The following is a 12,949-nucleotide window of genomic DNA, read 5'->3' on the forward strand; positions in this document are numbered from 1 at the left end:
AAGAGATTGTTGAGTAGGGCGACTCGTATAAGCTCTATTCCCCCCTTTTCAAGGGGGGCTAGGAGGGATCTCTTCTGCCTTGGTCCCCCACTAGTGGGGCGGAGGGGCCTTCTACAATGGGGATACTTGTGCGGTAAAACGATGACGCTGGCTTCCCTCGCCCTCTTGAATGAAGCCCAACGGCGGGCTGTTGAACATCTGGATGGGCCACTTTTAGTTCTGGCGGGCGCGGGTTCGGGTAAGACGCGGGTGCTGACTTACCGGATTGCTAACTTGATTGAGACTCATGGCGTAGACCCGGCCCAGATTTTTGCAGTGACTTTCACCAATAAGGCCGCTGAGGAGATGAAACTGCGGATTGAGCGGTTGTTTTGTCAGCAGCGGGCGATGGCGACGGTCCAGATGCCCTATGAAGAACTTCTGCCTAGTGCTCAGAACCAAGTCCAGCAATGGGTCCGCCGCAATGTTATTTCTCCCTTGTGGGTGGGGACTTTTCATGCTCTCTGCGGTCGGCTATTACGCTCGGTGGTGGATAAATACCGGGATTGGGCGGGTCGGCAGTGGTCGAATAATTTCAATATTGCCGATGAGAGCGATGCCCAGGGATTGATTAAACAGATTGTCCTCCATGAATTGAATCTGGACGAGAACCGTTTCCCTCCGCGCACCCTCCGCCACACGATTAGCCGCGCCAAGAATATGGGCCAGACGCCCGAGGCTTTTTTGGACCACGAGGGTAAGACGGCCCGGACCCAACGGGTGGCGGAGGTTTATGAGCGGTATCAAGCCCGACTCGCCGAGAATAATACCCTGGATTTTGATGATCTCATTCTGGTCCCGACTCGTCTTTTTGCCCAACAACCGGAACTCTTGCGTCACTGGCACCAGCGGTTCACCCATGTTTTGGTGGACGAATATCAAGACACCAACCGCACTCAATATGAGTTAATTCAACAACTTACCACGGGTGGCAAAACTCCGGACTGGACGGGCCGCTCGGTCTTTGTCGTTGGGGATGCGGACCAGAGTATTTATAGTTTTCGCTGTGCGGACTTTCGGATTCTATTGGAGTTTCAAGAGCAGTTGGGCACGCCAGAAGCGGTGATTAAGCTGGAGGAGAATTATCGCTCTACCCCTGAGATTCTGGAAGTTGCTAACCATCTCATTCACCGTAATCAAGAACGATTGGACAAAGAACTCCGGCCGACCCGTCCTTCTGGGTCTAAGGTTTACTGCCACCAAGCCGAGGATGAGGAGGACGAAAGCCGCTTTATCCTGCGCCAGATCCGCCGTCTGCACGACAAAGAGGGCCGTCGCTTCCAGGATTTTGCCGTGTTATACCGCACTAATAGTCAGTCACGGGCGATTGAAGACCAGTTACGCAACGAGAATGTGCCTTACACAGTCGTGGGCGGGTTGAAATTCTATGACCGCAAGGAAGTCAAAGATATCCTCTCCTACTTGAAACTGCTCTATAACCCCGATGATGCCCTGAGTCTGAAACGCGCGATTGCCGCGCCGCGCCGGGGCATCGGGGCTAAGACCCTCGAAACCCTAACGGAGACGGCAGCCCAACAGGGAGTCAGTCTGTGGCGGGTGATGGACAACCCTGATTGGGTAAAAGTGGTGGGCCGGGGCGCGAAACCCATTCTTCAGTTCGTGGCCCAGGTCAAAGGCTGGCAAGCCTTGGCCCAGACTGCCGATGTGTTGAGTGTGCTGGATAAAGTCCTGGAAGAATCTGGGTATGTCCGTGCTCTCACGGAAGAACGCACCCCCGAAGCCGATAACCGCCTCGAAAACCTCCAGGAACTCCGCGCCTCGGCCCAGGGTTTCCTCGAAAAGAATGAGGATATGAGTCTGGGGAATTATTTAGCCTCCGTCTCCCTGGCCTCGGACCTCGACAATTACGAAGGGGAGCGCAATCAGGTCTCCTTAATGACTATCCACGCCGCGAAGGGTCTGGAGTTCCCCGTGGTCTTTTTGACCGGGTTGGAGCAGGGCCTTTTTCCGCACCAACGTTCCCTAGAAGACCCCCCAGCCCTAGAAGAAGAACGCCGCCTCTGTTACGTCGCCATCACCCGCGCCCAGAACCGCCTCTATCTCACCTACGCTCAGGAACGCCGTACCTGGGGCGACCGCGAACCCGCCATCCCCTCCCAGTTTCTCCAAGAGATTCCTGAGGAAATGCTCGCGGGCACTGTTCCCCAGTCTCGGAAAAAAACTAAGTCGCCCACGACGACGACTACCGCCCCCACGGGTCACAACCTCACTCGCGTCCAGGCCAAAGAACTCATGGTCGGCACACGCGTCCTCCACAGTAGCTATGGCATTGGTAAAGTCACCCACCTTCTAGAGGGCGGGACCCAGTTCTCCGTCGCCATCCAGTTTCCAGGTCTGGGTAAAAAAATTATCAACCCCCGCCTGACCCCGCTTTACCAGTTGCCTGAATGATACATCAGTGAAAACTGCGTCAAGCAAGTAAAACTTAGGAGTGTCCCTATCACTTCCCAAGAATCTACTGGGTTCTCTATTTACAGTCCAGGCAACAATACTTTACCGAGCCTTTCGCCGAAACAGCGTAATTTAGGCGGCGTTTCTGGCGCGTATTAAAGGATGGACCCTAGCTGTTCCCGCGTGAGGAAGCCCAGCCGCCACAGGATAATCTCCAGGGTGCCCTGTTCGCGCCTCTGGATCTTCTGCGCTAGCTCAAGTTGGGAACCCGTTACCAATTGAAGGAGTTTATGAGTGTTCATGTCAGAATGTTAAGGGCTCGTTACATTGACGTCAAGGGCTAGGAGGCTTAGGGTGATGATGAAAACCGTTTTACACTGAAGAGAACCATCGCCCAGCCCTGTGAAACCCAGTCCCGACCTAGAAATCAAACAAAAGCTTACCGCCCTACTAGGTGCTGAGGCAGTCTCACCCATGACCGAGCATGGGTTCAGGGGAGAACCTTGGCTGGTCTTGCCTGAGACTGAAGCTGTCCTCGCCACGGTCCTCAGATTGGCCCATCAAAACTGCTGGCGGGTCCTCCCCATGGGCGCGGGGAGCAAGTTGCGTTGGGGCGGGCTAGTCCGGGAGGTGGAGTTGGTGGTGAGTCTGGCTCGGCTAGACCCATTGATTGAACACGCAACTGGGGACCTGACCGTGACGGTGGCGGCGGGGATGCCCTTGGCGCGACTCCAGGAACACTTGAAAAGTGCCGGTCAGTTCGTTGCCCTCGACCCGGCCTACCCGACCACGGCAACCTTGGGGGGTATCTTGGCAACGGCGGACAGTGGTAGCCTGCGCCACCGTTACGGCGGGGTCCGCGACCTCTGTTTGGGGCTGACGGTGATCCGTGCTGATGGCGAACGCGCCAAGTGCGGCGGCAGGGTCGTCAAAAATGTCGCGGGCTACGACCTAATGAAACTTTTTACGGGTTCCTACGGGACTTTAGGGATAATTAGCCAGATGACCCTGCGGCTGTATCCCATACCACCAGCGTCTCAAACCCTGTGTCTACAAGGTTCAGCAGCAAACCTGACCCAGGCATTACTGGCAGTGGGGAACTCAACGTTGACCCCGAGTGCGGTGGATATCATCGCCAATGATGGACTGGGACTGGCCTTGGGTTTCCAGAGTACCCCAGCGGGGGTAGCGCAACAGGTCGCGCAGTTCCTGAGTCTAGGGCAGGCGTTGGGGTTAACGGTCAAACCTTACACCGGTCCTGAAATCTGGCAGGGCGCGGAGCGCGTGGTCTGTAAAGTGGGGGTACCCGTCACGGCAGCGGTGGCTTTGGCTGGACTCGTGACCCAATTGGGCGGGGTGGCTGTCCTCCACGGCGGCGGAGGGATGGGTCATATCCGGGTCATGCCCGAAATCATGCACCTCCAGAAGTTACGGACCTTTTGTGAAGGCGTGGGGGGTTATCTCTCTATCCTCGAAGCCCCGACTACCCTTAAAGAGACCTTTGACGTATGGGGCTACAAGGGCAATGCCCTCGGGTTGATGGAGCGGATTAAAAAACAGTTCGATCCCTTGGCCCTGCTGAGTCCCGGACGTTTTGTAGGAGGCATCTGATGCAAAGTTTTGATACTGACCATCCCCCGGACCCCAAGTTGATTGATAGCTGTGTCCACTGCGGGTTTTGTCTCTCGACTTGTCCGAGTTACCGCATCCTGGGGACAGAGATGGCTTCACCACGGGGCCGGATCTACTTGATGGACGGTATCAACGAGGGCCAGATCCCCCTTTCCCCCGCCACCGCCCAACATTTTGATAGTTGCCTGGGTTGCTTAGCCTGTGTCACCACCTGTCCCTCGGGGGTGCAGTATGACCAATTAATCAGTGCGGTGCGGCCCCAAATGGAGCGCAACCACCCGCGTCCCTGGGGGGAAAGGCTCCTACGTCAAGGGATTTTCTCCCTCCTGCCCTACCCGAAACGCCTGCGTCCCCTTTTGGCTCCCCTAGTTCCCTACCAAAAGCTCGGTTTACAGAAACTTGTACGGCGGACGGGCCTCCTCAAAAAGTTCGCGCCCCGGCTTGCCAGTATGGAATCACTGCTCCCGGTGGTCCCCGCCAGTGCCTTTCGTGATACCTTGCCTGCCCTCGTCCCTGCCCAGGGTCCTAAGCGGTACCGGGTCGGTCTCATCCTCGGCTGTGTACAACGCCTATTCTTCAGTGGGGTCAACGAGGCCACTGTCCGGGTCCTGAGTGCCAACGGTTGCGAAGTGGTCATCCCCCCAGACCAGGGTTGTTGCGCCGCCTTGCCCCACCACCAAGGCCAGGAGGACCAAGCCCGGATGATGGCCCGTCAAATGATTGACCGTTTCGCCGGGAGTGGGGTGGACTACATCATCATTAATGCTGCTGGCTGCGGACACACCCTCAAGGAATACGGGCACCTCCTCGCGGCTGACCCCCAGTACCAGGAACGGGCGGTTCAGTTCGCCCGTCAGGTCCGGGATGTCCAGGAATTTCTCCAAGCGGTCGGCTTAACGACGCCCCTCTCGCCCTTGACAGACGCGACTTTAACCGTGGTCTACCAAGACGCCTGCCATCTCCTCCACGGTCAAAAAATCAGTCTCCAACCGCGTCAACTCCTCCAAAAAATCCCTGGGGTCAAGCTCAAGGAACCCCTAGACGCAGCCCTCTGTTGCGGCAGTGCCGGGGTCTACAATATTCTGCAACCCGAAGTCGCCGAAGCCCTGGGTCAACAAAAAGTCGAGAACCTACTCAACACCCAAGCCGATCTCATCGCCTCCCCCAATCCGGGCTGCACTCTCCAACTCCGCAAACACCTCGACCTCCTCAACCGCGACACCCCAATTTTGCACCCGATGGAACTCCTCGATCTCTCAATCCGGGGTCTCAAACTCTCTGGTAGATAGTCAAACAACTAGGGCAGTCTAAGGCGGGTCCCCTTGTGATGCTTGATGTTCACCCGCCGCGCTTTTTGTTGGGTGGGTCTGGTCCTCGCTCTGCTCCGCCAGCCCCCCGCGCAACCGCTCTATCCCCACCACCGTTTACTTAGGTGACAGCAATGCAAAACCAGATACCTAGCACGGGTTCGATGGGCCGCCCCAGCCATTGCCTGTACTAGATTGAACCGGCCTCATACAGTGCGGCAGTGTACAGTCCCGGCTCCGCCTTCGCCACGAGCGGCTGGATGACTTCAAGATGCTCAGCAAATAGCTCGTCATCCCGCCAAGCCCTGTACGCAGTTAAGGACTCGAACACCGCATAGTTAACCACAGTTTTGCCATCTAGAGAGCGGTGCAGCCGATTACCCTGCCAACCCGCAACTTGACCGAGTAAGCGACGGTACTCAGCCGTTTGAACCGCAATGAACTCATCTACTTGGCCCGGTTTGGGGGTGAATAGGTTGACCAGTATCACTGGCCCGGTGTAGTCGTCTGGGAACTCAGTCTGGTCCTGGACAAAATCGGGCATGGCAATTCCTAGTTTGAGTCTAGGTCTAACAGTACTCTAGGACGCGAGAAGCGGTGCAGTGTCGGTGTAAATCCTAAATGAGGTAACTTGCCCCGACTCGTTACGGTCAGTGACGGATACAACAACGATGCCTACCACCGAAAAACAGTTTTTACGGACTAGACAACGCTTCCTACTGTCAAAAAATGGTTTCCACGGTGTAACTAGCGGCTTTTACCAGCAAATAGGGGCCGCTGGGCGCAGTAGAACCACAGGTTAGACCGACGCGAGCAGTTCCAAGGTGCAACGCCAAGTCTGGTGGAGAGGCTCACAGACGATGGTTAGGACATATGCCCCGGTTAAACCAAACGCACAACCAACCACCTCTTCACTATTCATTAACCGAGCCACCCGCCCACTTTCTATCCCCCATTATTTGCGTCTGAAAAAACTCAAAAGGCCAGTGCGGACCGGGCACGGGGGCGGTGCAAAGAAGCCGACGGGAGCCTTGAAGTCAAGCAGCAACACGATCCGCTGTTGGCTAGAGCGGTTCCAGGCTTCGTGCTCCGTGGTGTCATCGAAAACTAAACAGCGGCCTTCTTGCCAACGCCTCGTCTCAAGACCGACTCTCAGGGCACAGTCTGGCGGGACCCTCAGCCCGAGGTGACAGCGCAATAGCCCATCGGGGTAACCGTGATGCGGAGCGATGGCAACGCCTGGAGCCAAAGACGAGAACCCTGCTGTCACAAGGTCGGGGATACCCTCAACTAGGGCAGTAGTCCGGGGGCAAAGCCGGCAGTTTTGAGCAATCTTAATCCCAAAAGCATAGAGTCCGAAAATATCCCAGCCCTTGCCATAGAGATATTTCTCTGGCCAAGCGATAAAATTCTGAGGAGCCAACTGGTCTAACTCGGCCTGGACCTGGGACCCGTGAGTTTCGAGAGTCTGTACAAATGAGAATTGTTCAGCTTCGTAAAAAATAGCTCTGCCCTCCACACCACTGCAAACACATTAGCCCAATCCCCCATTACTGAACAATGCTCACTTAGGCTTGAACCACTGGGTGAGGGTCCGCTGCCACAGCAAAGTGAGCACAAACCAGAGGGTCCGCAAGATAGCCCCCGGCCCGCCAATGCGCCTGAGCATCTGCCAGACGAACTGAATCCAATCCCACCCACGACGCACTTCAAGGCCGAAAGACCAGCGGGGGCTGGTTAAGGATTCGCGCGGTCCTTCCGGGGGTTGCATAGCTAACAAGTACAAATGCCTAATCATCTTACCAAGCTCCTACGATCCTCCTGCAAACCCGCTATACTGATCCGCAGCCAAACCCTATTCCCGCAGGTTAAATATGTTTTCTTTGAGTGAGTTTTTACAGGAGCGGGTGGACTCCATCGTTGAGGAGTGGATCGAGCTTGTCCGCCAGGACCGTCAAATTGAGAGTGCCAATGGTCTGTCTACGATGGCAATCCGCGACCACATTCCCTTTGTCTTGACCGCACTCACCAAAATCCTGGACCCCAACGAACAAGATGATATCCAACTGCTAGCCCGGGCGAGCTTGGAGCATGGTGCATTGCGGGCAGAGCAAGGGTTTGATGCGGCTGAGATCGCCCGTGAATATCGTCAATTGCGCTGGGTTATCGTCAATGCCCTCGAAGAATATCTACTCGCGGACACCGCTGCTGGAGTGATCCGTGCCCTCCGACTCGTGGATACGGTTATAGACGAAGCCATTGCCGGTTGCTTCCAAAGCTATATGAATGAACGGATGGGTGAATTGCAGCGACTCCAGGCGCAGGTCAGCCTTACCAACCAGGAGTTGACGCGGTTGGTCCGCGCTAGCCAAAACAACCTCGCGCTCTTGGCTCAGGAAGTCCGTGCTCCCTTGACCTCCATCATTGGCTACGCTGAACTTTTTTTGCGTCAACAACGGATGGATGAGGAAGTCCGCGATACCCTACCTAGCATTCAAAATATTGAACGTGTCCTCACCAACGGACAACAGATGCTCCGGCTGGTCAACGATGCCTTGGAGTTCTCCCGCTATGAAACGGGCCGCGTCCAACTGCGGGGGATGGAGATTGATGTACGGACAGTCTTCAACCATGTGCTAGAACCCTTGACACCCCTGGCCCAAGCCCGCAACTTAACCCTGGAAGTGGATTACGCCCAAGCTCCCGCCCAAGTTTTCACAGATCCTTTTCGTTTACAACAGGTCGTGGTCATCCTCCTCCACAACGCCATCCGTACCACCGCCCTCGGAACCATCCAGTTGCGTTGTTTGGCCTTACCTAACCAGCAGTGGTCCCTGACGATCCGCGACACCGGACAGGGCATCTCGCCCGAGGACCAGCCCTATGTATTTACGCCCTACGCCCAACTGGTCTCCACCGACCGACAACGTTTCAGCGAGAGTACGGGGATGGAGCTTGCCATTGCCTCGCGGCTCGTCGAGTTACTCCAGGGGCGCATTGAATTAGTTTCCCAGGTGGGGCTGGGGTCGTCCTTCATCATGACGTTCCCCGTTACTCTCCAGTTGGCTGAGGTCCAAGCCGTTGATGTTGAAGCTTCCTAGGGCCTCACATTGACGAGGTAGGGTCAAAGTGATAGATTGCGTGAGCTCTTTTGATGGTACGACATGGACACAAAGAAGACCTATGTTCCGCCTAAGGTCGCCGCTCTGGGTACCCTAACTGGTCTGACTCAGGCAATGACGACTGGCACTATGTTTGACAACATGGCAATGAACCAAGCCAGCTAGTCAATATTAAAAACCACCAACTCTCAAGCAGAGTTGGTGGTTTTAAGACATAAGTTAGTGATAGCTTTCGCAAAGATAGGAGCAGCGATTTACGGTTGGTAAGAACCGGCGTAGACTACCCCTTGATCGGCGGTGGATGAGCTGTTTTCGCTAGCTAGATTATCCCCCAGCGTTCCGATGAGGAAGGTATCATTGCTCAGGGCAACCGCAAAACCAAAGATGTCACTGGTTGCGCCACCCTGAGCTTTGACTTTGGCTTGTTGCGTCCATGAGCCCCTCTGCCGTTCGTACAAGTAGGCCGCCCCCTGAATTGGACCCCGCTTATCGCCATAGGCACCGATCAGCACCCGGTCGCCATCTAGAGCCAAGGAAAAACTGAAGTAGTCATCCTGAGCTCCATCGGCTGCCAGCAGTTTAGCCTGTTGTAGCCAGTCCGTTTGACGGACAAACACATAGGCTGAACCACTCGCTGAACCGAGATCATCGTCTCCGAAAGCCCCGACGAGGGCCGTATTCCCACTCAAGGCTAAGGAGGTCCCGAAGTAATCTTCAGGACTACCATCGGCGGACAGGAGCTTAGCCTCTTGCCGCCAGCTACCTTGCTCTTGCACAAATACATAGGCGGAACCGCTATTCGCACCCCGATCATCGTCTAAGGGACTACCCAGCAGGGCACGCGCTCCCGCCAAGCTGACTGCTGCACCAAAGGTATCCTCAGCAGCCCCATCCCCAGCCAGAAGCTTAGCCTGGGGGACCCAAGCTCCCCGTTGGCGCGCAAACACATAGGCTGAACCGCTGTTTAGACCACGGTCATCGTCCGCTGGGGCACCAATTAGGGCTGTATTGCGTTCGAGAGCAACGGAACCCCCAAAAAAATCACTGTCATTGCCATCAGTCGCCAGGAGTTTAGCCTGTTGGACCCAAACCTCCCCCTGCCGGACAAAGACATAGACCGCACCACAGTCTGGACCCTGGTCATCGTCGCCGGAAGCACCAATGAGCACGGTATTTCCACTGAGGGCCACGGCCTTACCAAAAAGATCACTCTCGTTGCCATTGCTAGCCAGGAGTTTAGCCTGTTGGACCCAGGTGTTCCCTTGACGCACAAACACATAGGCTGAACCGCTGTATGGGCCCTGGTCATCGTCGTTAGGAGCACCGACCACGGCTGTATCACCATCCAGCGCAACGGTGTAACCAAAAAACTCCAACGGTTCGCCATCGGTGGTAACAAGCGTCGTAGTGTCGAAGGCGACAGGCACGCGCCCTGCCGGGTGAGAAGTAGCTGAGAAATTTGATTGAGCGAGCGCGGTCGGCAGAAGCGTGATGATCATTGTGATCAAAATGCCCGTCCATGGGAAGTACTTAGGTGGTGTAAACAAAGCTCTCTCCTGAGTTACAGCAAGTAAGTAATATTGACATCCCTCATAGTTAAACAGATGAAGTTTTCATGTGGTGTTTATACGTGGAGACGTTACTCCGTGGGGCTCAGCGGATGGGTAGTTTCCTCGGGTGCACCTTCAGAGATTTCTTTGAGGGGAGCGTTGGTATTGAGGTCCTCGATTTCGAGCTGGTGGTAGGCGTTGGCCTTGGGCAGATGGTCTTCGAGGACGGTTCTAAGGCGAGGGTTATAGATGCGGTGCAGGCTATAGGTGGGAGTTGCCGGGAAGCCGCGCCGCATTTTGAAACTACCCCCCGCGCCGGGATCAAAGCGTTGGAGGCCATGGTCAATGGCAAAACGGACGGGTTCGTAATAGCACGCGCTAAAATGCAAGTTCTTAATCTCCTGGGTGCAGCCCCAGTACCGCCCGTACATCCGGTCCCCCTTACGGATACAGAAGGACATACCCACACTTTTGCCCTGATACTCACCACTGATAAAAACCGTATTCTCCCGGAAGTCATCCTCTAATAACTTAAAGAAAGTCCGGTTGAGGTATTTACTCCAGTTCATAAACTTGGCACAGGTGTCGGCATATAGGTCATACATGAAACTGTACATCCCTGGCGGGATCGTATCGCCGGTGTAGACCTTAAACTCCAACCCTAAGTCCACGAGAGCCTTACATTCCCGGCGGATATTGCGGCGTTGCGAACTCTTGAAACGGTCTAAAAAATCCTCAAAGGTCCCAAACCCCTCATTTTGCCACTGGTAATTGTGACCCAAGCGGGGCAAAAAACCACGGGCTAACAACCGTTCCTGGAAATCCAGGGCCGGATAGAGGACATTCCAACAGGCTAGCTTTTGTTTCTCGCAAAGCTGGTCAATCGCCGTGAGCATCACATCCAACAGTGAATCCGGGTCCTCCTCGGGGTCCATCAAGAAGCGATACCCCGTCGCTGGGGTGAAAGGGACCATTGCCACCAGCTTCGGGTAGTAGCGCACGCGCAACCGCTGGGCCAACTCCGCCCAACTCTGGTCAAAGACAAACTCCCCGTAGCTATGACTCTTGATGTAGAGAGGAGCCGCCCCCACCAACTGTTGTCCCCGATAGACCGTGAGGTGAAAGGGTTGCCAGCCCTCTTGGGGGACCGCGCACCCCGCCTGTTCCAAGGCCGCGAGCCAAGTCCATTCCAAGAAAGGCGAGGTCTCCGGCCCGACCAGTCGCTGCCACGCCTCAGGACGGATACTGACAAACTTCGTCGTCCACTCCGTACGGTACATGGGTCCCCAGATGCAACCTTTCCAGGATAGTAACTATCACCAAAGAGCTGCCTCCCAAAAAGGGACTTTGAGCACCTATTCAGGTTACTGGGGCCCTTCGATTCGCCAAGTGTCGGGGAGGGAGGGGAGGAGGACACTTTCGCGGTAGGTAAGGTCATTCATCAGCCAGAGAGCGTTCTCACCCGTGCTGTTGTTGCGCCAAACTAGGTCGTGTTTGCCGTCGCGGTCAAAGTCACCGCTGCCCGCCCATTGCCAGTCGGGGTCGTTCACACTGAGCAGGAGAGCACTGGTGCGGTAGGTCAGGCCCTGCATTAACCAAACGGCATTTTCGCCCGTACCGTAATTGCGCCAAAGGAGGTCTACGTTACCATCACGGTCGAGATCCGCGCCACCGACGAGTTGCCAGTTGAGGTCGGTGACACTGAGGAGAGTCGCGCTTTGGCGGAGATTCAAGCCGTCCATCAACCAGACGGCGTTCTCGCCCGTGCTGTAGTTGCGCCAGAGGATATCCACGTTGCCGTCTTGGTCGAGGTCAGCACTGCCACTCATGCGCCAAGCCGGAGCTAGGGCCGGGAGGGGGAGACTTTCTTGATAAGCAAGATCCGTGACCACCCAGGCCGCGTTCTCGCCCGTACTGTAGTTGCGCCAGAGAATCTCGGGCCGACCATCCCCCGTAAAATCGCCCGTCCCGCCCGGTTCCCAGTTGAAATCGAGGGTGGTGGGGAGGAGGGCACTGGCTTGGTAGACCGGGCCGTTTAGCAACCAAAGGACGTTCTCGCCCGTCTGGTAATTACGCAAGAGGAGGTCCACACTGCCCTCGCCACTGAAATCATCGCGCTCGCGGGGGGCCAGACTCGCTGCCTGGGGCCGGATATTGGTGACGAGGAAGACGTAATCATTGAAGTCGAAGTTTTTTCCGGTGGAGCTATCGGTCGTGTTGCCGTTGTCCTTGGCGGCGAAATAGCTGTGGGGGAGTAGTTGACCCGCTTGATCGCGCAGGGGATAGATACGCCAGTTGTGGACTTTTTCGGCCCCGTTGCGGCTGTCATCGGTCTGGGCACTGTCATTGCTAAGAGCGAAAGCTTGGGTCGGGATGAAGTCTACGAGATTTGTGGTGGGTGTCCTGCTAGCGTTGCCCGAAAAAATCTTGGCCAGGAGTTTCTGGTTCTCGCCGCCGCTGGCATCATTGCTGCCTAAGATATTGTCGTCATCTAACGTCCCGGCAAAACTGTAAAGTAACCCACTGTTGCCACCAGTACCCGGTCTGGCTTGAAAACGGGTATAGCCATGAAGTTCTGCGGTATCAGAGGAATAGATAGCAATGGGCCAAATTAGGACGGGCTGATTGATGCGTGCGCGGAGCCAAAAAGGGGCGTAGACCTCCTCACCTAGGGCCACGCTGTCACCGTTGAGGCGATTACTCTCACTACCAATGAAAGTCTGCCAGCCAAAAATGCGGGCAATTTCGGCAAGCGCGGGTTCGTTGTCCGTTTGGTAATTAGCCGCCGCAAGTCCTGCTACCGCAACAGATGTGACCGGCTGGGTGGCAGCATCGGTGGTGATATTAAAGGTGGCGTAATTCTCGCCCGCGCTGATGTGGGTGGGGT

Annotated in this window: 11 protein-coding genes; 4 read left to right on the top strand and 7 right to left on the bottom strand. The window is 55.8% G+C overall.

What is annotated here, in order from left to right; translation table 11 throughout:
• The first annotated feature begins 141 nt into the window (after window positions 1–141).
• Window positions 142–2,451, top strand: a complete 2,310-nt coding sequence (locus HFM78_RS03810) for an ATP-dependent helicase (RefSeq protein WP_287128094.1) — start codon at window positions 142–144, stop codon at window positions 2,449–2,451.
• 155 nt (window positions 2,452–2,606) lie between these two features.
• On the opposite strand, the gene HFM78_RS03815 is transcribed toward HFM78_RS03810, so the two are convergent.
• The gene (locus HFM78_RS03815; protein ID WP_287128095.1) at window positions 2,607–2,753 is read right to left on the bottom strand and encodes a DUF2949 domain-containing protein; all 147 of its coding nucleotides are present in this window, start codon (window positions 2,751–2,753) and stop codon (window positions 2,607–2,609) included.
• 100 nt (window positions 2,754–2,853) lie between these two features.
• On the opposite strand from HFM78_RS03815, the gene HFM78_RS03820 reads away from it, so the two are divergent.
• Window positions 2,854–4,062: an FAD-binding oxidoreductase gene (locus tag HFM78_RS03820; RefSeq protein ID WP_287128096.1), complete on the top strand. Its 1,209-nt coding sequence runs from the start codon at window positions 2,854–2,856 to the stop codon at window positions 4,060–4,062.
• Window positions 4,062–5,372: a (Fe-S)-binding protein gene (locus HFM78_RS03825; RefSeq protein ID WP_287128097.1), complete on the top strand. Its 1,311-nt coding sequence runs from the start codon at window positions 4,062–4,064 to the stop codon at window positions 5,370–5,372. The genes HFM78_RS03820 and HFM78_RS03825 overlap by 1 nt, the downstream gene beginning before the upstream one ends.
• 208 nt (window positions 5,373–5,580) lie before the next feature.
• On the opposite strand, the gene HFM78_RS03830 is transcribed toward HFM78_RS03825, so the two are convergent.
• The 3 genes from HFM78_RS03830 to HFM78_RS03840 all read right to left on the bottom strand — a co-directional run bounded on the left by HFM78_RS03830 (window position 5,581) and on the right by HFM78_RS03840 (window position 7,161).
• Window positions 5,581–5,934, bottom strand: a complete 354-nt coding sequence (locus tag HFM78_RS03830; RefSeq protein ID WP_287128098.1) for an antibiotic biosynthesis monooxygenase — start codon at window positions 5,932–5,934, stop codon at window positions 5,581–5,583.
• A gap of 411 nt (window positions 5,935–6,345) precedes the next feature.
• The gene (locus HFM78_RS03835) at window positions 6,346–6,909 is read right to left on the bottom strand and encodes an aspartyl/asparaginyl beta-hydroxylase domain-containing protein (RefSeq protein WP_287128099.1); all 564 of its coding nucleotides are present in this window, start codon (window positions 6,907–6,909) and stop codon (window positions 6,346–6,348) included.
• 45 nt (window positions 6,910–6,954) lie between these two features.
• A complete protein-coding gene (locus HFM78_RS03840) occupies window positions 6,955–7,161 on the bottom strand; it encodes a hypothetical protein (RefSeq protein ID WP_287128100.1) in 207 nt (68 codons plus the stop codon).
• A 103-nt stretch (window positions 7,162–7,264) separates the two neighbouring features.
• On the opposite strand from HFM78_RS03840, the gene HFM78_RS03845 reads away from it, so the two are divergent.
• Entirely contained in the window at window positions 7,265–8,491 is a 1,227-nt protein-coding gene (locus HFM78_RS03845) for a sensor histidine kinase (RefSeq protein ID WP_287128101.1), read from the top strand.
• 275 nt (window positions 8,492–8,766) lie between these two features.
• On the opposite strand, the gene HFM78_RS03850 is transcribed toward HFM78_RS03845, so the two are convergent.
• The 3 genes from HFM78_RS03850 to HFM78_RS03860 all read right to left on the bottom strand — a co-directional run.
• Window positions 8,767–10,011, bottom strand: coding sequence for an FG-GAP repeat protein (locus HFM78_RS03850; RefSeq protein ID WP_287128104.1), 1,245 nt, complete (start codon window positions 10,009–10,011; stop codon window positions 8,767–8,769).
• Window positions 10,012–10,151: 140 nt separating this feature from the next.
• Window positions 10,152–11,342 carry a GNAT family N-acetyltransferase gene (locus HFM78_RS03855; protein WP_287128102.1) on the bottom strand — a complete coding sequence of 397 codons (1,191 nt, stop codon included), beginning with the start codon at window positions 11,340–11,342 and terminating at the stop codon, window positions 10,152–10,154.
• A gap of 84 nt (window positions 11,343–11,426) precedes the next feature.
• Window positions 11,427–12,949 (bottom strand): VCBS repeat-containing protein (locus HFM78_RS03860; RefSeq protein ID WP_287128103.1); only part of this gene is annotated, 1,523 nt, incomplete at its 5' end.

Source organism: Candidatus Cyanaurora vandensis (assembly GCF_013285555.1).
In the GTDB taxonomy this organism is placed as follows: domain Bacteria; phylum Cyanobacteriota; class Cyanobacteriia; order Gloeobacterales; family Anthocerotibacteraceae; genus Cyanaurora; species Cyanaurora vandensis.